Origin of the sequence: Halorussus rarus (assembly GCF_003369835.1) — an archaeon.
In the GTDB taxonomy this organism is placed as follows: Archaea; Halobacteriota; Halobacteria; order Halobacteriales; family Haladaptataceae; genus Halorussus; species Halorussus rarus.
The window spans coordinates 1665370-1688466 of the sequence record NZ_QPMJ01000001.1; the positions used below are offsets into that span (position 1 = coordinate 1665370).

The 23097-nt window shown below is 70.3% G+C and carries 24 protein-coding genes; 13 read left to right on the plus strand and 11 right to left on the minus strand.

The window, feature by feature from the left end:
• Nucleotides 1-240 precede the first annotated feature (240 nt).
• From DVR07_RS08045 to DVR07_RS08065, 5 genes are all read left to right on the plus strand, one after another.
• Complete coding sequence (locus DVR07_RS08045) at nt 241-1209, plus strand: transcription initiation factor IIB (RefSeq protein ID WP_115796206.1); 969 nt, start codon at nt 241-243, stop codon at nt 1207-1209.
• Between the two features lie 278 nt (nt 1210-1487).
• Nucleotides 1488-2066 (plus strand): DUF7139 domain-containing protein, encoded by a 579-nt coding sequence (locus tag DVR07_RS08050; RefSeq protein ID WP_115796207.1) that lies wholly within the window; start codon nt 1488-1490, stop codon nt 2064-2066.
• Between the two features lie 182 nt (nt 2067-2248).
• Nucleotides 2249-3064: a diadenylate cyclase DacZ gene (gene dacZ, locus DVR07_RS08055; protein ID WP_115796208.1), complete on the plus strand. Its 816-nt coding sequence runs from the start codon at nt 2249-2251 to the stop codon at nt 3062-3064.
• Nucleotides 3064-3840 (plus strand): mechanosensitive ion channel domain-containing protein, encoded by a 777-nt coding sequence (locus tag DVR07_RS08060; protein ID WP_115796209.1) that lies wholly within the window; start codon nt 3064-3066, stop codon nt 3838-3840. The genes dacZ and DVR07_RS08060 overlap by 1 nt, the downstream gene beginning before the upstream one ends.
• Nucleotide 3841: 1 nt before the next feature.
• A complete protein-coding gene (locus DVR07_RS08065; protein ID WP_115796210.1) occupies nt 3842-4345 on the plus strand; it encodes a hypothetical protein in 504 nt (167 codons plus the stop codon).
• Nucleotides 4346-4382: 37 nt separating this feature from the next.
• Here DVR07_RS08065 and DVR07_RS08070 read toward each other — a convergent pair whose 3' ends face one another.
• The 3 genes from DVR07_RS08070 to purD form a co-directional block, all read right to left on the minus strand.
• Nucleotides 4383-4994: an acyltransferase gene (locus DVR07_RS08070; protein WP_240318862.1), complete on the minus strand. Its 612-nt coding sequence runs from the start codon at nt 4992-4994 to the stop codon at nt 4383-4385.
• Between the two features lie 54 nt (nt 4995-5048).
• The gene (locus tag DVR07_RS08075; RefSeq protein ID WP_115796211.1) at nt 5049-5405 is read right to left on the minus strand and encodes a DUF7344 domain-containing protein; all 357 of its coding nucleotides are present in this window, start codon (nt 5403-5405) and stop codon (nt 5049-5051) included.
• Between the two features lie 178 nt (nt 5406-5583).
• Complete coding sequence (gene purD / locus DVR07_RS08080) at nt 5584-6876, minus strand: phosphoribosylamine--glycine ligase (protein WP_115796212.1); 1293 nt, start codon at nt 6874-6876, stop codon at nt 5584-5586.
• A gap of 151 nt (nt 6877-7027) precedes the next feature.
• Here purD and DVR07_RS08085 point away from each other — a divergent pair, with 151 nt between their 5' ends.
• The 4 genes from DVR07_RS08085 (at nt 7028) to DVR07_RS08100 (ending at nt 13151) form a co-directional block, all read left to right on the plus strand.
• Nucleotides 7028-7483 (plus strand): pyridoxamine 5'-phosphate oxidase family protein, encoded by a 456-nt coding sequence (locus tag DVR07_RS08085; protein WP_115796213.1) that lies wholly within the window; start codon nt 7028-7030, stop codon nt 7481-7483.
• 345 nt (nt 7484-7828) lie between these two features.
• Nucleotides 7829-9985 carry a thioredoxin domain-containing protein gene (locus tag DVR07_RS08090; protein ID WP_115796214.1) on the plus strand — a complete coding sequence of 719 codons (2157 nt, stop codon included), beginning with the start codon at nt 7829-7831 and terminating at the stop codon, nt 9983-9985.
• A gap of 80 nt (nt 9986-10065) precedes the next feature.
• A complete protein-coding gene (locus DVR07_RS08095) occupies nt 10066-10830 on the plus strand; it encodes a DUF7504 family protein (protein ID WP_115796215.1) in 765 nt (254 codons plus the stop codon).
• Between the two features lie 74 nt (nt 10831-10904).
• Nucleotides 10905-13151 (plus strand): hypothetical protein, encoded by a 2247-nt coding sequence (locus DVR07_RS08100; RefSeq protein ID WP_115796216.1) that lies wholly within the window; start codon nt 10905-10907, stop codon nt 13149-13151.
• A 69-nt stretch (nt 13152-13220) separates the two neighbouring features.
• Here the strand turns inward: DVR07_RS08100 and DVR07_RS08105 are convergent, their stop codons facing one another.
• Nucleotides 13221-13592 carry a thioredoxin family protein gene (locus tag DVR07_RS08105; RefSeq protein WP_115796217.1) on the minus strand — a complete coding sequence of 124 codons (372 nt, stop codon included), beginning with the start codon at nt 13590-13592 and terminating at the stop codon, nt 13221-13223.
• 215 nt (nt 13593-13807) lie between these two features.
• On the opposite strand from DVR07_RS08105, the gene DVR07_RS08110 reads away from it, so the two are divergent.
• A complete protein-coding gene (locus DVR07_RS08110) occupies nt 13808-14887 on the plus strand; it encodes a PLP-dependent cysteine synthase family protein (protein WP_115796218.1) in 1080 nt (359 codons plus the stop codon).
• On the opposite strand, the gene DVR07_RS08115 is transcribed toward DVR07_RS08110, so the two are convergent.
• Nucleotides 14884-15738, minus strand: a complete 855-nt coding sequence (locus tag DVR07_RS08115; RefSeq protein ID WP_162829484.1) for an alpha/beta fold hydrolase — start codon at nt 15736-15738, stop codon at nt 14884-14886. The genes DVR07_RS08110 and DVR07_RS08115 overlap by 4 nt on opposite strands.
• A gap of 59 nt (nt 15739-15797) precedes the next feature.
• Between DVR07_RS08115 and DVR07_RS08120 the strand changes: the two genes are divergently transcribed.
• A complete protein-coding gene (locus DVR07_RS08120) occupies nt 15798-16133 on the plus strand; it encodes a hypothetical protein (protein WP_162829485.1) in 336 nt (111 codons plus the stop codon).
• A 30-nt stretch (nt 16134-16163) separates the two neighbouring features.
• On the opposite strand, the gene DVR07_RS08125 is transcribed toward DVR07_RS08120, so the two are convergent.
• The 3 genes from DVR07_RS08125 to DVR07_RS08135 form a co-directional block, all read right to left on the minus strand.
• Complete coding sequence (locus DVR07_RS08125; RefSeq protein WP_115796221.1) at nt 16164-16622, minus strand: DUF5804 family protein; 459 nt, start codon at nt 16620-16622, stop codon at nt 16164-16166.
• Between the two features lie 51 nt (nt 16623-16673).
• A complete protein-coding gene (locus tag DVR07_RS08130) occupies nt 16674-17168 on the minus strand; it encodes a CHRD domain-containing protein (protein WP_115796222.1) in 495 nt (164 codons plus the stop codon).
• A gap of 62 nt (nt 17169-17230) precedes the next feature.
• Nucleotides 17231-18433, minus strand: coding sequence for a tRNA sulfurtransferase (locus DVR07_RS08135; RefSeq protein WP_115796223.1), 1203 nt, complete (start codon nt 18431-18433; stop codon nt 17231-17233).
• 124 nt (nt 18434-18557) lie between these two features.
• Here DVR07_RS08135 and DVR07_RS08140 point away from each other — a divergent pair, with 124 nt between their 5' ends.
• The gene (locus tag DVR07_RS08140) at nt 18558-18737 is read left to right on the plus strand and encodes a hypothetical protein (RefSeq protein ID WP_115796224.1); all 180 of its coding nucleotides are present in this window, start codon (nt 18558-18560) and stop codon (nt 18735-18737) included.
• 99 nt (nt 18738-18836) lie between these two features.
• On the opposite strand, the gene DVR07_RS08145 is transcribed toward DVR07_RS08140, so the two are convergent.
• Both DVR07_RS08145 and cyaB read right to left on the minus strand, forming a co-directional pair.
• On the minus strand, nt 18837-20048 hold the full coding sequence (locus DVR07_RS08145) for a methionine adenosyltransferase (RefSeq protein ID WP_115796225.1): 1212 nt from the start codon (nt 20046-20048) through the stop codon (nt 18837-18839).
• Nucleotides 20049-20231: 183 nt separating this feature from the next.
• Nucleotides 20232-20813, minus strand: coding sequence for a class IV adenylate cyclase (cyaB, locus tag DVR07_RS08150; RefSeq protein ID WP_115796226.1), 582 nt, complete (start codon nt 20811-20813; stop codon nt 20232-20234).
• A 163-nt stretch (nt 20814-20976) separates the two neighbouring features.
• Between cyaB and DVR07_RS08155 the strand changes: the two genes are divergently transcribed.
• Nucleotides 20977-21909, plus strand: a complete 933-nt coding sequence (locus tag DVR07_RS08155; RefSeq protein WP_115796227.1) for a hypothetical protein — start codon at nt 20977-20979, stop codon at nt 21907-21909.
• A gap of 62 nt (nt 21910-21971) precedes the next feature.
• On the opposite strand, the gene DVR07_RS08160 is transcribed toward DVR07_RS08155, so the two are convergent.
• Complete coding sequence (locus DVR07_RS08160; protein ID WP_115796228.1) at nt 21972-23045, minus strand: Gfo/Idh/MocA family protein; 1074 nt, start codon at nt 23043-23045, stop codon at nt 21972-21974.
• Between the last annotated feature and the right edge of the window lie 52 nt (nt 23046-23097).

The window sequence follows — 23097 nt, forward strand, 5'->3', positions numbered from 1 at the left end:
GGAGTCAAACGAAACTCCAGAGTAGGCCCGCGGCCCGCGCTCGCATACACTTTCAATCAGACCGATACGCGATAATAGAGTTCGTAGATTCATCGACCAGATCGGGAACGATTGTTCGGTGAGTCCGCGCGCTTGCTGTCCGGATTTTTGCCACTGGTGGACGAGTCACAGAACATCTGCAACTGGTAGCGCACCTGCAGCCTCCCAAGTGTTATACCTGCTGGCTCATCTAAAAGGGGCATGGAGCGAACCCGGCAGCGCCACCCCCGCGAGGACGACGCAGAACAAGAGCAGAAAGAGGACACCGAACACAGCCAAACGTGTCCGGAATGCGACGCTGCCAACCTCGTCAAAAGCGCTGACGGGACCGAACTCACGTGTGAGGACTGCGGGCTCATCATCGAGGAGACCAACGTCGACCGGGGGCCGGAGTGGCGTGCATTCAACCACTCCGAACGCCAGGAGAAGTCCCGCGTGGGTGCCCCAACCACGAACACGATGCACGACAAAGGGCTGACGACGTCCATCGACTGGAAGGACAAGGACGCCTACGGCAACTCGCTCTCCTCGGAGAAACGCAGTCAGATGAACCGGCTGCGGAAGTGGCAGAACCGCATCCGGACCAAGGACGCTGGCGAGCGAAACCTCCAGTTCGCGCTCTCGGAGTCCGACCGGATGGCCTCGGGGTTAGGCGTCCCCCGATCGGTCAGAGAAGTCGCCAGCGTCATCTACCGACGGGCACTCAACGAGGATCTCATCCGCGGCCGGTCGATCGAGGGTGTCGCCTCCGCCACGCTCTACGCGGCCTGCCGAAAGGAAGGGATCCCGCGGTCGCTCGAAGAGGTCACGGCGGTCTCGCGCGTCGAGCAGAAGGAGATCGGGCGCACGTATCGATACATCTCGAAGGAACTCGGGTTGGAGATGGAACCCGTCGATCCCAAGCAGTACGTGCCGCGGTTCTGTTCGGAGCTCGATCTTCCCGAGGAGGTGCAGGTCAAGGCGACCGAAATCATCGACAAGTCCGCCGAGGCGGGACTCCTGTCCGGCAAATCACCGACGGGCTTCGCCGCGGCGGCGATATACGCCGCGTCGCTGCTCTGCAACGAGAAGAAGACCCAGCGCGAGGTTTCCGACGTCGCCCAAGTCACCGAGGTCACCATCCGCAACCGGTATCAGGAACAGATCGAGGCGATGGGCCTTCGCGGATAGTCCCGGCGCAATCCACGGGTCTTAGCGCGCAGAACCGCGGAAGCAGGGATTCTCCTGGGACGTCCATAGGGGTCGATGCTGAGCCGTAGCCACTTCGTTCGACCGATTACGGTTCCCGAACGCCAAGCGACAGCGCCAGTCGGGCAGCGCCGAAGCCGCCCACCAGTGCGAACGCGAGCGACGGCGAACCGTGGGTGAGGGCAGTGCCGACTACCGACGCGCCGACGACAGTTCAGGTTCGGCACATTTTTCCGTGGGAGAGACGTATCAGACTGAAGATGACTGACCTCGCGGACGCATACGACCGGGACGTCCCCTGGCAGGCGGTAGCGTGGGCCGTCCTGGCGTTCGGCGCCGGACTGGTGGCCGCGGTCGGGGTGGCCGCCGCGACCGCCAGCCTGGTCGCCGGCTTCGGCGTCGGGAAATCCCGCGCGCTCGGACTCGGGGTCGTCGCCGGCGGCGCGCTGCTGCTGGCGGCGTTTCTCGCGCCGGTCGTCCGCGGTGCCGCCACCGACCGCTCGCAGCTCCTCGCGGGGGTCGGCGCCGTGGTCGGCGGGGTGGGACTCGCGTGGTTCTGGACCGGCCTGCCCGCGGGGTGGACCGGCCAGGTCGGGACGCTCCCAGTCGGCGGGGCCGGCGCGTACGCGGTCGGCCTGCTCGCCGCGTTCGGCGCGGGGTTCGCCGCCCTGCAGGCCCCCGACGCTCGGGAGTCGGCGGCGGACCGTCGGGAGGCGGACGCGTTCGCCAGCGTCGGGTCGGTGCTCGCGGCCTGCGAGGACGACCCCAGTGAGTCCGCCACCGTCGGCGACGGCGGCGAACCCGACGAGGACCTGTCGTTCTTCGACGACGAGACGTAACGGTCCGTCCGCAAGTGTCGGTTCGACAGACGATTCGAGAGGTCCGGCACACCGCCGTGGGCAACGCTCGTCGGCGGGCGACGACGCCGGGCAGGGCTCCCGCCGCCGGCGGACTCGAACCCGCACTCGATTGATATATACACCCGCAAACCTTTTCTTCGGTCGTTGAGTCGTTTCGGGTAATGGCTGACGTGAGCGAACTGTTGGGGGACGTGACCGAGGACGCCGACGCCGTCTTTCTGTTCTCACCGAGCGGCTCTTACTACGACCGATACGCCGACCTCGACGCTGACGTGGACCTCGTCGTCGTCGGTCCCGAGAACTCCGTCGGCGCCGACGAGTTCGTGGAGCTGCCGCTGGAGTTCGAGAACGTCCGCGAGCGCATCCGGTTCGGCATCGAGGGCGCGATGGAGCAGGGGCTCGCCGAGGACGGCGACGTCATCGTCTGCACCGTCAGCATGTTCGACGGGGGCACCGACACCGTCACCCGGGCGCGGGCCAGCGACGAGATGTACTCGGGCGTCTACGACCTGTTCGCCAACTCCCGGGCCGACCCCGGCGTCATCCGCGACGTGTTCGACGTCGCCATCGAACTCGGCAAGAAGGGCCAGAAGGGCGAACCGGTCGGCGCGCTGTTCGTCGTCGGCGACGCCGGCAAGGTGATGAACAAGTCCCGGCCGCTGTCGTACAACCCCTTCGAGAAGTCCCACGTCCACGTCGGCGATCCCATCGTGAACGTGATGCTGAAGGAGTTCTCCCGGCTCGACGGCGCCTTCGTCATCAGCGACGCGGGCAAGATCGTCTCGGCCTACCGCTACCTCGAACCCTCGGCCGAGGGCGTCGACATCCCCAAGGGGCTGGGCGCGCGCCACATGGCCGCCGGCGCCATCACCCGCGAGACGAACGCCACGGCCATCGTCCTCTCGGAGAGCGACGGGCTGGTCCGGGCGTTCAAGGGAGGCGAGCTGGTACTCGAGCTCGATCCGGAGGAGTACTGATGCAGGGGGAGCTGGAGGGCCTGTTCCGCGACCAGTTCCAGTTCATCGTCGCCTTCTTCGCGCTCGTGCTCGGCATCGTCGCCGGCTACGTCATCGGCCGCGTCAACCACCGGCTGCTGACCGCCGCCGGCGTTCCCGAGGCGGTCGAGCGCACGCCGTTCGAGCGGACCGCCCAGAGCCTCGGCACCGACACCGTCTCGCTCGTGTCGCGGTTGAGTTCGTGGTTCATCTACGGGGTCGTCGTCCTCATCGCGCTCAACATCGCGGAGCTGCTGAACGCCCGGCTGTTCTGGAACGGCGTCCTCACCTTCATCCCAGACCTGTTCATCGCCATCCTCGTCTTCATCGTCGGGTTCGTGGTGGCCGACAAGGCCGAGCTCGTCGTCGGCGAGCGGCTCCGGTCGGTCAAGCTCCCGGAGGTCGGGGTCATCCCGCGGCTCGTCAAGTACACCATCGTCTACCTCGCGGCGCTGGTCGCGCTCGGGCAGGTCAACGTCGCCATCGAGGCGCTGCTCATCCTGCTGGCGGCGTACGTGTTCGCGGTCATCCTCTTCGGCGCGGTGGCGCTGTGGGACCTGCTCCGGTCGTCCGCGGCCGGGGTCTACCTCCTGCTGAACCAGCCGTACGGCATCGGCGACGAGGTCAAGGTCGGCGGCGACCGGGGCATCGTCCAGGAGGTCGACGTGTTCGTCACCCGCATCGAGAGCGACGGCGAGGAGTACATCATCCCCAACAGCAGGGTGTTCGAGCAGGGCGTCGTCCGCATCCGGGACTGAGATGCAGGGCAGTCCCGACCCGATACTCGGCACCGACGCCCTGAACGCGGTCGCCGCGACGCTGGTCGCCTGTTGCTTCGTCGCGCTCCCGTACGCCCTGCGGAAGCGCGTCACGGAACCCCGACGGCTCGCGCTGGTCGGCGGCCTCGCCTACGCGGTCGTCTGCCTCGGCGCGTGGGTCGGCGCCAGGCTCGTCGCGGACGCCTTCGTGGGCGCGATGGTCGCGGACCCGGGAACCTTCCTCGGCTGGATTCTGGCCGGCGCGGTAGTCCTCGGCGCCCAGGCAGCGGTTCCATACTACTGCCTGGCCCGCTGGCGGCTGATCGCGCCGCTCGCGGCGCTGTTCGGCGTGACCGTCCTCGTCCTCCCCGCGTTCCTGAGCGTCCGCGGCGAGTCCGACCCGCTGGCGCTATACGCGCTGGTGTTCGGGCCGCTGCTGATCGGCCTGACCTGCCTCGGCGGTCTCGCGGAGTACGCGGTCCGGAGCGTCGTGGTCGCCGAATAGTGCGCGAGCGGACACCGCACCCCGTTCCGCCGGCGACTCAATCGGACGACTCCTCGCCGCTCATGGGCTCGGCCGGCACGCCGGCGACCGTCTCGCCCGGCGGGACGTCCCGCGTCACCAGCGAGTTGGCCGCCACGCTCGCGCCCGCGCCGATCTCGACCCCCGGCAGGATGATGGCGCCCGCGCCGATCATGGCGCGCTCGCCGACCACGACCTCGCCGGTCCGGTACTCGTCCTGGAGGAACTCGTGACAGAGGATGGTGGCGTCGTAGCCGACGATGGCGTGGTCCTCGACCGTGATCAGTTCGGGCCAGAACACGTCCGGGGTCGACTCCAGCCCCCACGAGACGCCCTCGCCGACCGTGACGCCGATGCTCCGGAGGAGGACGTTCTTGAGCGTCAGGCTGGGCGAGATGCGCGCGAGGACGATGACGACGTAGTTCAACGCGACCCGGAGCGGGCTCTTGGCGCGGGTCCACGACTGCAACGAGTTGCCGGGGCCGGGCGTGGCGTGGCGCGCGACGCGGTCGTGGCGTCGCGCGTCGTCAGTCGGGTCCGGGTCCGCCGAGTCGCGGTCGGCCGGGCCGGAGTCGGCCGGGTCCGGGTCGCTCGGGTCCGCACCGATCCGGTCGTCCGTTTCGTCGGGCACGGCCGGGGATTCGTGGGGTTCGGTCTTGAAAGTAGCTGGTTCCGTCGGGCCGGCTCACTCGGAGAATCGGCGCTCGATGACCTCGAAGTACGGCTCCAGCTCCGCGGCCGTCTCCGTCAGGACCACCCGGCTCTCGCCGGGGTCGTACTCGACCACGCCGGCGTCGGCGAGCTTCGGCAGGTGAGAGTGGTGGAGCGACGCGGCGACCCGCTCGCGCCGGTCTGTCGGCACGGCAGGCCGGTCGACGTCGTCGAGGCGGGCAGCGGTCGCCGCGGCGAGTTCGCCGAGCGTCGCCGCCCCGTCGGTCTCCCGCAGGGCGGCCACCGCGTTGCGGCGTCGACCGTCGGCGAGCAGTTCCAAGGTCTGGTCGGTCGTCAGCGAGGCCGCTGCCGCCTCGTCGTACTTGGACATGCGCGCCGAAACGGCGAGTCGGCGGTTTGTTATGGGTTGCGTGGTGCCTCGACAGGCGGCGATTACGGGGTGACAGGCGGGGGCTGCGACCAATCAGGTCGGGACTGTGACGAGGCGGCCCCGGTTGAAGGAGATGCGGAACGGAACGAAACGGTCGGTCGGCTCGCGTCGCGGGCGGCTACTCCCCGCGGAGCTCCGCCACGTGGTCGACCCGGCGCCGGACCAGGTCGGGCTTGCCGATGTCGTGGCGCACGTCGAGTCCCTCCTCGCCGGCGAGCGAGAGCGCGTCCTCGGCGATCTCCTCGGCCTCGGTGATGGTGTCGGCGACCCCGACCACCGCGAACGCCCGCGAGGTCGTGGTGTAGATGCCGTCGTCGCGCTCGTCGACGCTGGCGTAGAAGAGGACGGCGTCGCCGGCGCTGTCCTCCGTGATCTCGACCTTCGCACCCGCTTTAGGGTCGGTCGGGTAGCCCTCGGGAACGGCGTACTTGCAGACCGTGGCCTTCGGCGCGAAGGAGAGTTCCGGCAGCGGCTCGCCGTCGCGGGCCGCGACCAGCACGTCGAGGAAGTCGGTGTTGAGCACCGGCAGGGTGTTCATCGCCTCGGGGTCGCCGAACCGGGCGTTGAACTCCACGACCTTCACGCCGTCGGCGGTGAGCATGAACTGGCCGTAGAGCACGCCCTTGTACCCCTCCAGCGCGTCGACCGTGGCCCGTAGCACGTCGACCGCCTGGCGGTAGTCATCCTCGGTCATGAACGGGAGCGCGAGCTCCGCGTCGCTGTAGCTGCCCATCCCGCCGGTGTTGGGGCCCTCGTCGCCCTCGTAGGCGCGCTTGTGGTCCTGGACCGCCGGGGTGACCCGGAGGTCGCCGTCGGCCACGAACGCCTGGACGGTGAACTCCTCGCCGACCAGGCGCTCCTCGAGCACCACCCGGTCGTAGTCGGACTCGCGGAGGTACTCCTTGGCCTCCGCCTCCGTCACCTGGTCGCCGATGACCCGGACGCCCTTGCCCCCGGTGAGGCCCGCGGGTTTCACCGCGAGGTCGCCGTCGTAGTCGTCGATGTACGCGCAGGCCGCGTCCATGTCGTCGAACGTCTCGAAGTCCGGGCAGCCCGGGACGTCGTGCTCGCGCATGAACCGGCGCTGGTAGGCCTTGTCGGTCTCGATGCGGGCCTCGGCCTCCCGCGGACCGAAGGCGTAGACGCCGGCGTCGTCGAGCGCGTCGGCGACCCCCGCAGCGAGCGGGCCCTCGGGGCCGACGACCGCGAGCGTCGCGCCCACGTCCTCGGCGTAGGAGACGACCGCCTTCGGGTTGGTCGTCTCCAGCGTCTCGAACCCCTCGGCCAGCGCCGCGATGCCCGGATTGCGGTTGCCCGCGCAGGCGTAGAGGTCCGCGTCGCTCTCGGCCAGCGCCCGGGCGACAGCGTGCTCGCGCCCGCCGCCGCCGACCAGCAGGACTGTCTCGCTCATGCCCGGAAGGTGTAGGCAAGGGAGTGTAAAGGTTGCTCTTGCCGACGCCGGAAGTGGGCAAGAACGTGCAATCATTTCCCCGGCCAGGCGGTCGAGACGTCCGCCAAATCCTGGCGGGAGAACTATCACCGATAGCGTGGTGAATGTTCTCATGGCAGAGTTCAGGGGTGCGTGGACGCGGGAGGAGGTCGAGTCCTTCCTCGAAGAGGCGACGATTCCGATCCGGATCGCCTGCCACCGACCCGACGAGTCGCTGTGGATGGTCGCGCTGTGGTACCGCTACCGGAACGACTACTTCGAGTGCGCGACGGGGGCCAAGGCCGACGTGGTGTCCTACCTCCGCAACGACTCGGAGGTGGCCTTCGAGGTGTCCGTCAACCAACCGCCGTACCGCGGCGTCCGCGGCAACGGGAGCGTCGGCCTCTCGCCCGACGAGGACAAGACGGTGTTGCGCGACCTGCTCGAACGGTACCTCGGCGGCACCGACTCGGAGCTGGCGTCGCGGCTCCTCTCGGATGACCGCGAGGAGGTCCGCATCCGGGTCCGGCCCCGGCGGGTGTACAGCTGGGACTACACCGAGCGCATGCGCGCCGTGACGGAGGACTGACCGGGTCCGAGGTCCCGCCGGTATCCCGGCGGGCGGGGGACCGGCGGCCCACCGGGCGGAGATCGCCGACCGAATCGGTACCGCGGTGACTGCTCCGTACCACAAAGGCCTTGGTCCACCCCCAATCAGAGGGTCGCGTGTTCGAGAAACTCGTCGCCCTGGACTCCTCGACGGTGGGGATGCACTGGCTCTGGAAACTGCTCTGGCTCGCCCTCGGTGCGTTCCTGGTGGTCTTCTGGATCGCCGTCCTCTGAGTCCCGACGCGGGCCGCCACGCGGAAGCGAGCCGAATCGCCACGCCACCGGAAGCCCCGACTTTACGTCGCTGAAGCACCTCGGGTGAGCCATGAGCGACTCCGACGCCGACCCGACCGAGCGCAACCGGCTGGACGAGGAGGAGAGCCCGTACCTCCGCCAGCACGCCGACAACCCGGTCCACTGGCAACCGTGGGACGACGCCGCGCTGGCGGCCGCCGAGGAGCGCGACGTGCCCGTCTTCCTGTCGGTCGGCTACTCGGCCTGCCACTGGTGTCACGTGATGGAGGAGGAGAGCTTCGAGGACGAGGGCGTCGCCGAGATTCTGAACGAGAACTTCGTCCCGATCAAGGTCGACCGCGAGGAGCGTCCCGACCTCGACAGCATCTACCAGACCGTCGCGCAGGCGGTCTCGGGCCGCGGCGGGTGGCCCCTCTCGGTGTGGCTCACGCCCGACGGTCGGCCGTTCTACGTCGGGACCTACTTCCCGAAGGAGCCCAAGCGCGGTCAGCCCGGCTTCCCGGACCTGCTGGAGAACATCGCCGACTCGTGGAACGACGACGAGGACCGCCGAGAGATGGACCGCCGGGCCGACCAGTGGACCGACGCCATCGCGGGCGAGCTCGAGTCGGTCCCCGACCCCGGCGAGGCGCCCGGCGAGGACCTGCTGGAATCGGCGGCCGACGCCGCGGTCCGGTCGGCCGACCGCGACCACGGCGGGTTCGGCACCGGCCAGAAGTTCCCCCAGGCCGGGCGGATCCACCTGCTGCTGCGGGCCGCGGACCGCGCGAGCGACGAGGAGACCGCCGAGGAGTACCACGAGGTCGCGACCGAGGCGCTGACCGCGATGGCCGAGGGCGGCATCTTCGACCACGTCGGCGGCGGGTTCCACCGCTACACCGTCGACCGGAAGTGGGTCGTCCCCCACTTCGAGAAGATGCTGTACGACAACGCGGAGATTCCCCGCGCGATGCTGGCTGGCTACCAGGTCGCCGGTGACGACCGGTACGCCGAGGCCGCCCGCCGGACCTTCGAGTTCGTCGAGCGGGAGATGACCCATCCGGAGGGCGGGTTCTACAGCACGCTCGACGCCCAGAGCGAGGGCGAGGAGGGAAAGTTCTACGTCTGGACGCCGGAGGAAGTGAGGGACGCGGTAAGCGACGACACCGCCGCGGACATCTTCCGCGACCGGTTCGGGGTCACCGAGTCGGGCAACTTCGAGGGGAAGACCGTGCTCACGGTCAGCGAGTCGATTCCGGACCTCGCGGACGAGTACGGGATGAGCGAGGCCGAGGTCGAGGAGACCGTCGAAGACGCCCGCGAGCAGGTCTTCGAGGCCCGCGCGGAGCGGGTTCGCCCCCGACGCGACGAGAAGGTGCTGGCCGGCTGGAACGGGCTGATGATTTCGGCGCTGGCCGAGGGCGCCCTGGTGCTGGACGACGGCGAACGGTGGGCCGACCTCGCCGAGGACGCCCTGGCGTTCGTCCGCGAACACCTGTGGGAAGCACCCGAAGGGGACGACGATACCGGACACCTCTTCCGGCGATTCAAGGACGAGGACGTCGCCATCGAGGGGTACCTGGAGGACTACGCCTTCCTCGCGCGGGGCGCGCTCAACTGCTACGAGGCCACCGGCGACCCCGACCACCTGGGCTTCGCGCTCGACCTCGCCGACGCCGTCGTGGCCGAGTTCTGGGACGCCGAGGCCGGCACCATCTACTTCACGCCCGAGACCGGCGAGGAGCTGGTCGCCCGGCCCCAGGAGCCCCACGACCAGTCGACTCCCTCCAGCCTCGGGGTCGCGGCCGACACGCTGCTCGCACTGTCGGAGTTCCGGACCGACGAGGAGTTCGTCGACATCGCAGAGCGAGTGCTGGAGACCCGGGGCCAGCAGATCCGCTCGAACCCGCTCCAGCACGCGTCGCTCGCGCTGGCGGCCGACCGGTACGCCCGGGGGTCGCTGGAGGTGACGATGGCCGCGGACGACCCGCCGGCGCCGTGGCGCGAGGAACTCGCCGCGCGGTACCTGCCGACCCGCCTGCTGACGCGCCGGCCGCCGACCGAGGACGCGCTCGCTGGGTGGCTCGACGATCTCGGCCTCGCCGAGGCGCCGCCGATCTGGGCCGACCGGAGCGCCCGGGACGGCGAGCCGACCGCCTACGTCTGCCGGAACTTCGCCTGCTCGCCGCCGACCGCCGACCTCGCCGAGGCGCTCGACTGGGCCGCCGACGGCGGAGCAGCGGAGTAGCCCACCGCTCGCGCCGACCAAGATTTCCCCCGATTCGGGTGCGGAAGTTTCATAACCGTACATCGTCAACAAAGTTACCAATGAGCCCAGGGAGTTCCGGCCGGGGGGACGACGGCTCCGGGGGCGACGGGGCGCCGTCCGACGAGGAGCCGCGCTTCCTCGACGTGCTTCGGGAACTGAAGGCCGACGGCTGCAACCTGCTGGTCGTGGGGGACGCGCCGCGCCGGCTGTTCACGGCGGCCAGCGCCGGCCTCCTCGGGGGGACCGACGAGATCCGCTACCGGCTGCTGGCGATAACCGACGCCAGTTCGCGGAGCGTCGTCGAGCGCCTGCCCGGACCCGAGGCGGTGCCGGGGTCGCTGGCCGACACGACCGAGGTGGTCAACCACGCCGGGCCGCCCCGGTCGGCGGCCGAGGCGGGCGGTCGGCCCGAGGCGCCGCCGCTCGCCGACATCTCGGAGCCGCAGGTCGCGGATCCTCAGCTCGCGGGCCTGCAGGCCGACCTCGCCGAGGCGATGGCGGAGTTCGACTGCAGGGCGGGCGGGCTCGACCCGGGTCAGTTGCGCGTGGGGGTCGACTCCGTCGGGGCGCTGGTCGAGCGCTACGACGAGGACGTGGTCCGGCGGTGCCTCCGGGTCGTCACCGGCTACGTCCGGGACTACGACGCGATGGGCCACTACGTCCTGACCGAGCCGTACGGGAGCGACCGCGCCGACCGACTCGCCGACGAGTTCGACGCCGTCGTCGAGATCAGAGCCGTGGACGCCGCGGGCGGCGACCACCACGCCGAGGAGCGCTGGCACGTCCCGAGCCACGACCTCACTACCGACTGGCTGCCGCTATGAGGGGGCGCGAACGAGCGACCGCTCCGCGGAATTCGGCTCCGGCGACTCCAGCGAGAACAGGGAGGTGAGACCGCGTGCGACCCCGATTCGACCGGCTCGACGACGAGACCGGACTGGCGGTGCTCGACCCGATCGAGAAGCGCCGCTTCGTCCTCTACACCGCCGGGTCCGTGTCGCCCGCTCCCGCCGACGTCGAGTCGTTCGCCTTCCCCGTCTCGGTCGCTCGGCGGATCACCACCTCCCGGGTCACGCTCCCCTACAACGTCCCGGTCGCGGTCCGCGAGGCGGGCGACGGCGCGCACATCCGCGACGCGGGCCACGACGGTACCTTCGAGCTCGAGGCCGACGACTACCTGATCGAGGTGAGCGCGCCCGTCAAGCTCTACCTCCGGGTGTCCTCGTCGCTCGCGGTCGAGGCGACCACCAAGGGCGTCCGGTTCGAGTTCGGCGACGAGACGACCGTCGACCTCGGTGCGCGGTCCTCGCACACTTCGCCCGCCGCGACCCTGACGGTCCCGGACGACCCGGAGGCCGTGATGGCGGCGGTCTCGACGTTCGGGTCGGCGCTGAAGACGACGTCCTGCGAGCGGTCGTGGTCGAACCTCCGGGGCCACCCGCCGGCCGTCGAGCGCGGCGGCGAACTGGCGATTCCCGACGACCTCGACGCGCCCGACACCGGCGTCACGGTCCGCGTGCCGGCCGACTACGAGCGCGTCTACCCGGTGACGCCGCTGGCGTACTACCTGGGGGCGGACGTGGTCCCGGGCCAGCCCGCGCGGCTGACCGCGGACACCGGGTTCGTCCACCGGTTCGACGCCGACCGAGGGTTCGAGCACGAGGTGAACCGAGTGCTGAAGCAGGTGTTCCTCCTCGACTGCGCCGTCCGGACCGAGGGGTTCCACCCCATGGACACGCCCGAGCGCCGGGCGGTCGAGTCGGCGACGGAGCTCGACCTCGCGGACCTGTACGGCGCGCCGCTCGGCGACCGGCTGGCGGCGTACCTCGCGGTCCCGCGCGAGGCGCTCGCCGACGCGCTGCCGACCTGGAGCCGGACGACCTACGTCCGACCCGAACCCGCCACCGCCGAACTCCTCCCGTTCGTCGCCGCCGACCTCTCGCTGGTCCGGGTGAAGGCCGACGACCGAGGCGTCGGGTCCGCGAGCGGCGTGCAGGCCAGTCAGCGGCGCGCGCTGAGTTCGTTCAAGCGGGGGCCGGAGTCGGCGACCGGGCCCGGTGAGAAGTCGGAGTCGGGGTCGGACTCGGAGTCGGCGTCGGAACCAGGGACAGGGTCGGAGTCGGCGTTCGACGGGCTCGGGCTGCCGACTGGCGACGACCCTGACACGGCCGGCGTCCCCGACCCCGACGAGTACGTCCCGCTGCCCGAGACCGACGCCGTCGAGCGGGCGTGGGTCGGCGAGGGGACGCCGGTCCACGGCGCGAAGCTGCTGGCCGCCGCGTTCGACCGCGACCGGGCCGAGCCCACCGACGGCGTCATCGACGTGACCGTCGTCTGCAACGACGATCTGATGCGCGAGGAGTGGGACGCGGTCTCGGCGGTGTACGGCGCGCGGGACGGCCACGGGGACGAGGCCGTCGTCCCCTTCGACGTCGACTGCCGGTTCGACGTCTCGACAGCCGAGCTCCGGTCGCTGCTGGCCGACGACTGCGACCTGTTCCACTTCATCGGCCACGTCGACGGCCGCGGGCTCCGGTGTCGGGACGGCATTCTCGACGCCGAGACGCTGTCGGCGACCGGCGCGACGACCGTCCTGCTCAACGCGTGCCGGTCGCACGACCAGGGCGTCGCGCTGGTCGAGGCCGGCGCCCGCGCGGCCATCGTGAGCTGGGGCGACGTGGACAACAGCGGTGCGGTCGAGGTTGGCGAGACGTTCGCCCGGCTGCTCAACTACGGCTTCGGCGTGGGCGGCGCGCTCGAACTCGTCGAGGAGCACACCGCCATCGGCCGCCACTACCTGGTCGTCGGCGATCCGACCGCGACAGTCGCCCAGTGCGCCGACGGCAACCCGCTGGTATACGAGCTGGCGTGCGAGGCCGAGACGGTGCCGGCGCCCGACGAGGAGGTCGCGACCACCGTGCGGAGCTTCGCGACCGACGAGTACCCCATCGGCGCGGCGGCCCAGCCCCACCTCCGGGGCGAGGACGACCCGGACTTCTACCTCGTCCCGGGCCGGATGGGACCGTTCGCGGCCTCGGGGGCGGCCCTGCGGGACACCCTGGCCGACTACTCGGCCCCGGTCGTCGTCGGGGGTCGGCTCCGCTGGAGCGACGAGTGGTACGCCGCGGCCGACGGGTCGGAGTAGTTCCGACCCGCAGGTAGTCGGCCGGAGAGTCGAACGAAGAGAACGTCGGACGAGTCGCAGGACCGCGGTTCAGGCCATCACGTCGCTGTCGAGCAGCCGCTCGCCGACGTACTGGGCCGCCGGTTCGTCCTCGCTCTCCTCGAAGCGGACGATCTCCTCGCCGTCGCGCTCGACCACGACGGTCGGGATGAGCGTCACGTCGTACTCGTCGACGCCCTCGCCGTCCTTGTTCTCGTCGACCTCGTGGACGCGTATCTCGCCGTTGGGAACGCCCGCGGCCTCCAGCGCCGCGAAGAAGTCCGGGAGAACGTCGCGGCAGTCGCCGCACCAGTCGGCGCCCCACACCAGGTAGGTGACTTCGCCGACCGCCGCCTCGATGGCGTCGACGGCCTCGCTGTTCGCGTCGGCGTCCCACGAAGGACTGGGTTCGGTCGTCTCCATGTCCCGGGATTGGCGCTCGAGCGGTTTAGTCGCACGGGTCCCGGCGGATATGGACGCGCGGACCCGAAAGATGTGGTCGCGCGGATCGTCGGGGACTGTCGGGAGTAGGTCCCGGCCGCACCGGAGCCACCGCGACGGCCGGACTCGCGGGGAGTACCGGCACGTACTGCCACCAGTCGCCATTCGTTTATACGCCGCGTGCGTACGAGGAGGTAATGAAGGACTCCGTACTCGACGCGGTCGGGTCGCCGCTCGTTCGGATCTCCTCCCCCGAGGGCGCCACGATAGCCGCGAAGCTCGAGGGGTTCAACCCCGGCGGGTCCGCCAAGGACCGGCCAGCCCGGGAGATGATCGCGGCCGCCGAGCGGGCGGGCGAGGTCGCACCGGGCGACCACCTCGTCGAGCCCACCAGCGGCAACACCGGCATCGGCCTCGCGGTGGCGGCCGCCGCCCGCGGCTACGACCTCACCATCGTGATGCCCGAGTCGAAGTCGCCCGAGCGCCGACAGCTGCTGAAGGCGTACGGGGCGAACCTCGAACTGATCGACGGCGACATGACCGACGCCCGCGAGCGCGCCGACGAGCTCGCCGCGGCCGAGGGCGTCGTCCAGATGGGCCAGTTCGAGAACCCCGCCAACGCCGAGGCCCACTACCGGACCACCGCCGAGGAGATACTCGACCAGGTCGAGGGCCGCGAGATAGACGCCTTCGTCGCCGGCGTCGGCACCGGCGGCACCATCACCGGCACGGCGAAGCGACTCCTGGAGGAGTTCCCCGAGATGGAGGTCGTGGCGGTCGAGCCCGAGCGCAATCCCGTGCTCTCGACCGGCGAGGCCGGCGAGGACGACTACCAGGGGATGGGCCCGGGGTTCGTCAGCGACCTGCTGGACACCGACCTCCTGACCGGCGTCGAGACCGTCTCGCTGGAGGACGCCGAGGCAGAGGCCCGCAGGCTGGCCCGCGAGGAGGGCATCCTGGTCGGCCAGTCGTCGGGCGCGGCGTCGGTCGCGGCCAGACGGGTCGCCGAGCGCATCGCCCGGCCCGAACTCAACTGTCCCGAAGCGCCCGAGGAGGTGGAGGAGCTCGTGGCCTCGGACGGTGAAACGACGGGAGCGGCAACCGGAACTGCCACTGAAGTGCAGTCCGACGGCGGTGAGCGCCGCGCCGAGGCGCGAGCCTCGTCGGGCCTGCGGCCCGACGGCGGAGCGCTCGACGGTTACGACGACTGCCCGCTGGTCGTGACGGTGTTCCCGGACAGCGGCGAGCGGTACCTCTCGACCGGGATGTTCGACTAGAGGAACGCCCGGACCGCTTCCACGAACTCCTCGGGTCTCTCGCGCGGCGGCCAGTGGCCGCAGTCCGCCACCACGCGCACCTCGGCGTCCGGCGCGAGCGTGGCCGCCCGAACCGACCACCCGACCGGAACCAGCGGGTCGTCCTCGCCGTGGACGAACAGGGTCGGCGTCTGGAGCTCCCCCAGCCGGTCGGTGTAATCGGTCTCGAGGCCGTCGAACCCCACCTCGTTGCGCTGGAACGCCGTCCACGCCTCGGCGGCCCGCGGCCGGCGGAGCTCCGCCAGCGCCTCGTCGACGAGGTCGGCGGTGAGGTTGCCCGGCGCGACTATCTCGCGGAGGGTCTGGGCGGTGAGCCGCCGGCTCTGTGCCATCGCGGCGAAGGGGAGCCCGTTCACGACGGGCAATCGGACGAACATCGCGCCGAGCGGTCCGCCGGGGCTCTCGCTCCCGAGGCCCAGGCTGTCGACCGCGACCAGTCGCTCGACGCGCGAGGGGTGGTCGAGGGCGAATCCGAGCGCGACCCCGCCGCCCATCGAGATGCCGACGAGCGAGACTCGGTCGAGGTCCAGCGCGTCGAGGAACCGCCGGAGGACGTCGGCGTAGTACGCGACGCTCGGCGACCCGTCCGGCGGGTCGCTCTCGCCGAAGCCCGGCCAGTCGGGCGCGTAGACCGTGCGGTCGGCCGCGAGCGCGGGGAGGGCGTCGCGCCACGAGAGCGCGGCCGAGTCGAGACCTCCGCCGTGGAGCAGGACGACGGGCGGAGCGTCTGCGCCCTGCGGGGCCGTCTCGGGGCCGGCACGGTGGTAGCGAACGCGCAGTCCGTCGAGCGAGACGGAGTCGTCGCTGGACACACAGTCGACCACGGAACCGTGGAACTTGAGTCGCCCGGCACTACCAAAAGGTATTTGACGTGTCTCGATTCGACGTAGCCAGAGCGACCCCCACGATGATACTCTGGCAGACAGCGAAGCGATGGACGTACAAGGGCCGAAACTGCGAGATCCAGCGGACGAGCGTGGCCGACGCCACCCAGTACCGGGGGCTGGTCGAGGTCGATACCGGACTGTCCGACGGCGCGCTCGCGGCCGGACCCGTCGAGGACCTCCGGCGGCGGAGTCGACCCGAGCGCGACTCGGACGGCGAGTACCGCGAGTGGGTCTACTTCAGTTGGCCGGGCGAGACGGTGTCGGACCTCCGCGAGGAAGTGAACGGCCTCGCCGAGTACGTCGCCGACGCCGAGGTCTGAGTCGCCGCGAGAGCGTCGGTACGGCCGCAGCTACCCGCCGAACTCCGACTCGGCGACCCTGACGACCACGGTGTCCTCGACGTCCCGGATGTCGTACCCCGGGATCTCGCCGTCCTCGCGGCGGGCGACGAACATCGGCTCGACGAGATCACCCTCGGTAGTCCGGCCGTAGATCTTGAGGTACCGGTCGGTCTCCTCCGGGCGCACCTCGCCGTCGCGGACCGCCTCGGCGAGCGTGCGCGAGAGCCACTCGGTCTCGCTCACGCTGGGTTCGAGCACGAGCGCGTCGTCGGCGAACCGGACGAGGTACCAGTTCAGGTCGTTCAGCAGCGCCACCGCCGAGCCGAGGCTGATGGTCTCGAGCGCCAGCGAGTTCTCGTAGCGCTCCCGGAGGTCGTAGGTGGCCAGCGCCTCGCGGGCGGTCTCCCGCGAGACGAGCTCGGCCCGGAGGTCCACGCCCTCGGAACCGACGAGACAGACCCGAGTCACACGTGTCCGATGGGACCGGCGTCGTAAAGCGATTTCGTTCCTCGACCCGTCTCAACCCGACAGCGAGCGTATCTGGCCCCGGATTTCGCCCGCCGGATGCTCGGCCGTGTGGACGTTCACGTAGACGTTCTCCGCGCGCAACTGCTCTGCCAGTCCCGCCGCGTCGGTCAGCGGCCAGATCGCGTCCTCGTCGGTCAACGTGCCCGACGCGAGCAGTCCCGTCTTCGTCACGGGACGCCGGGCCGGTCCGAACAGGTAGGCGACGACGTTGCCGTTCAGATCCGGCGGCCCCTTGTGGACGTGAGCCTGCTCGACGTTCTCGATGTCCCCGACCACCAGCCAGTAGTCGACGCGACTCTCGTCGGGGGCGAGCCGGAAGCCCGCGACCCCGAACGCGTCGGTCTCGACCGGCGGGACCTCGTTCTCGCCGGTCAGCCACGCGCCGAAGATCTCGGACCCCTCGTACCCCTGCGGTCGGAGCACGGTCGGTCCGCCCGCTACGGTGCCGAGCGACGCCAGAAAACGGCGTCTCGATTGTCGTGTCATCTCCCCTCCCCGAACCGAGGCCCGACGGGCGGCGTGAAAGCGGTTTCGCCGACTCCGGACACTCAGACGTCGACTACCGTGGCGTTCGCGGCCGCCCGCTCGGCGCGCTCGACGAGGTCGTCGGGTTCGGCGTTCTCGACGATCTCGAGGGTCGCGTTGGTCTCCGGATAGTCGGGCGCGATCCGGTTGCAGCCCGCCGGAATCGTCGAGTCCCGGAACGTCCCGATGCGACGGGCGCGCTCGGTGATGTCGCTCTTGTCCATCGTCAGCAGCGGCCGGTGAATCGGCATATCGGCCGCACGGCTCGTGGCGCCGAGGTTCCGGGCGGTCTGGGACGACTTCTGGCCGATGGCCTCGCCGGTCACGATGCCGGTCGCGTTCGCCTCGCGGGCGACGTGCTCGGCGACCCGGTACATGAACCGGCGGTAGACCAGCATCCGGGCCGGGCCGACCTCCTCGGCGAGCGTGTCCATCATCTCGCCCGCGGGCACCTTCCGAACGCTCATGTCGTAGTTCGGCGCGTAGTCTGCGAGACGCCGGACGGTCTCCATCGCCCGGGCCTCGTGGTCGGGGCCGCCGTAGTCGCCGAGTTCGAGGTAGACGGGCACGACCGGCGCGCCGCGCTTCATGACCTCCCAGGCCGCGACGGGCGAGTCGATGCCCCCACTGACGAGCGCGACGACCTTCGCCTGGCTGCCGAGCGGGAGGCCGCCGGGACCGGACCGCTTCCCGGTGAAGACGAACGCCTCGTCCTCGCGGCACTCGACCGAGAAGGTGACGTCGGGGTCGCTCAGGTCGACCTCGGGATCGGGGAGTTCGTCCCAGACCGCCGCACCGCCCTCGTTCTCGAGGTCCTTGCTCGTGAACGGGTGGGCCTCGGCTTCGCCCGCGCGTCGGGCGTCGACCGCGAAGGTGTCGCCCAGCACGTCGGGGTCGTCTTCGGCGGTCTCGGCGTACGCCCGGGCGGTCCGGGCCAGCGCGTCGGTGATGGCGTCTATCTCGGGCGGGACCACGACGGCGGGGCTGGCCGACCGCACGCCGAAGGCGTCTGCCGCGGCGTCGGTCGCGTCCGCGACGCTCTCGGAATCGGCGTGGAGCAGGATTCGCGACCAGCGGCGCTCGACCTCGGCGTCGACGCCGCGGTCGCGCACGATTGCTTCGATGTTGTCCCGGAGCCGTCGCTCCATCTCGGCCTGGACCTTCCCGCTCTTGACGCCCACGTCGGCGTGTCGGACGAGGACGGTGTCGGCTCCCGGCGGTCGCATGACCGGAGGTAGACGCGAGGCGGATAAACGGCCTTCGATTGCGTGGCGGACGCGCAGGAGGGAACGAGGCGGCATCGGTCTCGACCGGCACCACGACTGAGGAGAATGGAACCGGAGAGCGGACATGGTCGACCTCGACGAGACGGACCTCGACGACCCGAAGAAGGCGTTCCGCGCCCAGGCGCTCGTGGCGGACATCGACGCGAGCGAGTACGACGACCCGGACGTCGAGCGGTTGCAGGAGGAGGCGATCGCGCTCATCGACGAACTCGCGGCCGAACTGGAGGCCAACGCCGGGGAATGACGCGCAGAACGTCGGAAGACTTCCGCTTCCGTTTTCTAACGACCGCAGGTCTCAGAAGCCGAACGACTCCGTCCTTCGGGCTCTGACGTCGCTCGGCCGTCAGAACGTCGTCAGGTCGCCGTCGATGACCTGCTGGGTGATGGAGGTGACGTCCGCGAGTTCGCGGTCCACGATGTCGATCACGTCGGCCTCGATGTCCGCGATCTCGACGCCGGCCTCGGTGGCGATCTCGGCGTCGGCGACGTGGGGCTGGTCGATGGGCCGACCGATCTGGGAGAGCAGGCGGATGCGGAGGTCCCGGATGCCGTCGACCTCTGCGACGACCGACTCGGCGATCTCGGTCCCGAGCAGGTTGTAGATCTTCCCGATGTGGTTGACCGGGTTCTTGCCCGAGGTCGCCTCCATCGACATCGAGCGGTTGGGCGTGATGAGGCCGTTCGAGCGGTTGCCCCGACCGACCGACCCGTCGTCGCCCATCTCGGCGCTGGTGCCGGTGGTCGTGAGGTAGATGTTCTCCTCGTCGTCGCCGTCGCCGTCGGCGGTGTTGACGTAGACGCTCACGTCGCGGTCGGTGTGCTCGTGGGCCACGTCGCGGACGAACTCCCGGACCGCCTCGACCTCGTCGTCGTAGTCGGCCCGGTCCGCGACGTACCGGTCGATCATCGCGGCCGCGACCGTGATGTCGATATCGTCGCCCTCGCGCTTGCCCATGAGCTTGATGTCCTGACCGAGCGCGGGGTGGTCGTCGCCGAACTCGCCGTTGAGCCGGCGCTCGGCGTCGAGGACGATGCGCTCGGTCTCGGTCAGCGGGGCGTGGCCGACGCCGAAGCTGGTGTCGTTGGCCATCGGGACGGTGACGCCGTCCTCGCCGAAGACCTCCTTGAGGTCGCCGCTGCCCTCGCCCAGCTTCACGTCCACGACGACGTCGGTGCCGAAGTCGAGTTCCGGGAAGTGCTCGGCGAGGTAGTCGCGGGCGGCCTCCAGCGCGATGGTCTCTGTCGGGACGGTCCGACCCTCGTACTCCTTGGTCGCGCGCCCCACGATGAGCAGGTAGATGGGCTCGATCATCTCGCCGCCGCCGAACTCGGGGTTCGAGCGTCCGGCGACCAGCTGGGTCTCGTCGGTGTTGTAGTGGAGGACCTTCCCCACCCGGTCGAGGTAGGCGTTCGCCAGCGCCTGCGAGACGCTCTCGGCGATGCCGTCGCAGATGGAGTCGGGGTGACCCAGCCCCTTTCGCTCGACGATCTCGATCTCCTGGTCCTCGACTGCGGGCCGGTCGATGGGCTCGACGCGGATGTTCCGGTCGGTCATTATCCCCACCTATCGGGTCACGGATTCTATAACTTGCGGAAAGCATACGAGCGCGAGAGATAACCAAGGGTTATCGCGCCACTCGGCAACAATTGACGCGGACGAAAGCGACCGGCCTGCTCCGGGAGGCTCGAAGTCGGAGGGCGATTCCTATCGCGACGCCCGATTCACCCGTCCCCCGCCTCACTCGTCCTCGTTCTCCTCGGCCAGCAGGAGACCGAGATAGGAGGTTCGGATCTGGTCGTCGGGGTCGAGCCCGAGGTCCCGCAGGACGTCGAACGCCGCCTCGCGGGCCGACTCGACGTCGGTCTCGGCGTCGACCTCGGTCTCGACCTCCACGAACTCGCCCAGTCCCGCCACCGCGTCGAGCGTGACCGTGAACCCGTCGAGTCGGAACCGCTCGCGGTCCTTCCGGACGGTGGCCGCCGGGTCGAACCCGAGCGCCTCGAACGCCTCGCCGGCGGCGTCGCCGTCCGCGACGCGGGTCTCGACCTCCCGGCGGGTCTTCGACTCGGCCTCGACCAGCGGTCCCTTGTAGGTGAGTTCGGCGAACGACTCTGGACCGCCGTCGCCACCCTCGCCGTCGCGCCGCGACGTCTCCCGGCGGACCCGCAGGGCCTCGTCGGTCTCGGCGAACTCGCGGTGGGGCGCGTCGTAGTAGGTGTCGACCTGCTCGACCGCGCCGACCGACTCGGCTCCGAGTTCGGCCAGGCGGTCGCGGACCCGGTCGCGGTCGGCGCGGACCTTCACTTCGACCTCGTACATGGGTCCGTGGTTGGGCCGGCCGGGTCTTCGGGGTTGCGCTTCCCGGCTCGCGGTCCGTGTCCGGGGCGGTACGCCGGTGTCGCCCGCGAGCGACACCGGCCCGAAGTGAATTCAAATCGACACGATACGAATCTTTATTGTGGTTCTTCCGACACTGTCCGCCATGGCAACACCGACTGGCGGTCGCTCGGCGGCCGTCACGGACCATCCAATCGCGACCGAGTACGCGGCGGTCGTGGTCGCGACCGTCGCGGTCGTGCTCCTCCACCGCGCCGCGACGGAGTGGGCCTCGAGGGCGCTCGACGCGCTGTCGGTCTCCGGCGGCCTGCTGGTCGAGGGGCTGGTCGGCGGTGGCGCGGTCGTCGCCTTGCTGGCGCTGTTCGCCGGCGGGTACGCCGGACTCCGGGGAATCGAGGTCGACCTGGGGCTCCCGACGACCGACGACGCCGCGCCGGCCGCGGCCGCGCTGGCGATACCGGCCGGGCTCGTCGGCCTGACCAAGCTGGTCGGCGTCCTCACCGGGACGGCGTACGGGTCGCTGACGAAGACCGCGTACGCCGCGGACGCGGCGATGGGGCCCGTCCTCGCAGTGGCGGGGCTGGGACTGCTCGTGGGGGTGCCGAGCTACCTGCTGCTCTGCCAGGTCGTCGTCCAGGGGAGCTTCCGCCGAGTCGTGGATGGGGACGTCGCGGTCGGGCTGACGACGGTCACTACCGGCTTCCTGCTCGCCGGAAGCGCCGGCGGCGGTCTGTCGCCGGTCCCCGACCGAGGCCGACTCGCCGGCGCGGCCCTGATGGGCCTCGCGGTATGGGCCGCCCTGTGCGCGACCGGCCGGGCCGACCGCCGGTGGGTCCGCTCGCTCGCGTGGCTGCCCGCGGCGGGGCTCGCGGGCGCGGTCGCGGTCTTCAGTGTCGCGGCGCTGGAGACGGTCGCCGGCGCGCTGTTCGCGGCGACGCAGTTCGCCGTGCTCGGGCTGGCTGCACTCACGTACGAGCGGACCGAATCGCTCGCCGTGCCGGCGCTCGCGTACCTGAGCTACTCGCTGACGAGCAGCGTCGTCGTGTTCGCCTTCGAGGCGGGACTCCAGAGCTGGTAGCGATCGAAGGAGCGGTGGACACCGGAGAAGAGAGAACCGGGAGAAGAAGAGAGAGCGGGGAACTACTCGAACTGGACCGCGCGCTGGTCCTCGTGCGAGCGGTAGATGCCGTCGATCACCCGCTGGACCTCCAGGGCCTGCTCGACCGTGTTCCGAGTCGGGGCCACGCCGTCCCGGACCGCCTCGAAGAACACGCGCTGCTCGGCCTTGTGGGGGTCCTCGTGGCGGGTCTGTATCTCGGAGTCCGAGAAGTGGTCGGTGCCCTGTCGGCCCGACTCGTAGATGGTCAGCGAGTCGTCGCCCTTGTCGAAGTTCGCGCCCGCCTCGGTGCCCCGGACCACGAACTCCTCGTTGGGCGACCGGTTGGCCGCCCACGCCACCTCCAGGGTGAACGTCTTGCCGCCCTCGCACCGGACGAACGCGCTCACCGAGTCGTCGACCGAGAACTCGCCCGACTGGGCGTCCTCGCCCCACATCTCGAGGTAGGCGTAGTCGTCCCGCGACCCGAACTGCGACCGGATGGTGCCCGAGACCTCCCGGACCTTCGGGAAGTCGTGGAAGTGCAGCGCCAGGTCGATGGCGTGGACGCCGATGTCGATGAGCGCGCCGCCGCCGGCGATCTCCTGGTTGGTGAACCACGAGCCCCGGCCCGGTACGCCCCGTCGTCGGATGAAGTTGGCCTCGACGTGGCGGGTCTGGCCGAACCGACCCTCCTCCTGGTAGGCCTTCACGACCTCGACCGGGTTCCGGAACCGGTTGTGGAACCCGACCATGCAGAAGCCGTCGGCGTTGTGGGCCGCCTCCGCGATGCGCTCGGCGCTCTCCAGCGAGTGGGCCAGCGGCTTCTCCAGCAGCACGTCGAGCCCCGACTCCAGGGCCGCCACCGCGTACTCCTCGTGGAACTTGTTGGGCGTGGTCACGATGACAGCGTCCGCGTCGGCGCTGTAGAGGTCCTCGTAGCTCTCGTAGGACTCGACGCCGTACTTCTCGGCGAAGCGAGCGCGGGCGTCCGGGTTGATGTCCACCCCGCCCACGATGTCCACGCCCTCGAGGTCCGCGAGGCGGTCGGCGTGGTAGTGTCCGATGTTCCCCAGACCGACGAAGCCGACCCGGACCGGCTCGTTCGTTCTAGACATAGTTACTAGTGGTAGCCAGCCGTGAATCGTTGTTAGGTTTTTCTGTTCTGCG